This is a genomic window from Adlercreutzia rubneri, assembly GCF_009755265.1.
In the GTDB taxonomy this organism is placed as follows: domain Bacteria; phylum Actinomycetota; class Coriobacteriia; order Coriobacteriales; family Eggerthellaceae; genus Adlercreutzia; species Adlercreutzia rubneri.
In genome coordinates, this window is the sequence record NZ_WPOO01000054.1 from 1 (window position 1) to 658 (window position 658).

Consider the following 658-nt stretch of genomic DNA (forward strand, 5'->3'; position numbering starts at 1 on the left):
GTGGAAGGCCATGAGCATCGGATCGCGCATCTCGCTCGTCGTGCTCATCCTGATCGTCATGATCGCCGTGTTCGCCAACATCCTGGCGCCGCACAACCCGCTTGAGATCTTCACGGCACGCCAAGCCCCCGATGCCCAGTTCCTGTTCGGCACCGACGACAAGGGCCGCGACGTGCTGTCGCGTATGATGTACGGCGCGCGCTACTCGCTGATCATCGGCCTGGGCGCCACCGCCTTCGCCCTCGTGTGCGGCTCCATCATCGGCGCCGTCGCCGCCGTGGCGCGCAAATGGGTGTCCGAGGTCATCATGCGCATCCTGGACGTCATCATGTCCTTCCCCGGTATCGCGCTGGCCGCCACGTTCGTGCTCGTGTTCGGCAACTCGGTGCCCTCGCTCATCTTCGCGATCGGCTTTTTGTACATCCCGCAGATCGCCCGCATCGTGCGCGCCAACGTGGTGAGCGAGTACAATCAGGATTACGTGCGCGCCGTCGTCGTTTCCGGCGCCCGCGCCCCCTGGATCCTCGTGAAGCACGTCATCCGCAACTGCATCGCCCCGGTCATGGTGTTCACCATCGTGCTGGTGGCCGACGCCATCGTGTTCGAAGCGTCGCTGTCGTTCATCTCGGCCGGCATTCCCGAGCCCACACCCACGTGG

1 protein-coding gene is annotated in these 658 nt (G+C 64.7%); it reads left to right on the forward strand.

All coding sequences use genetic code 11. The features are described 5' to 3' along the window. Nucleotides 1–658, forward strand: a 658-nt coding sequence (locus GO707_RS11850; RefSeq protein WP_157013090.1) for an ABC transporter permease, incomplete at both ends; no start/stop codon positions are given.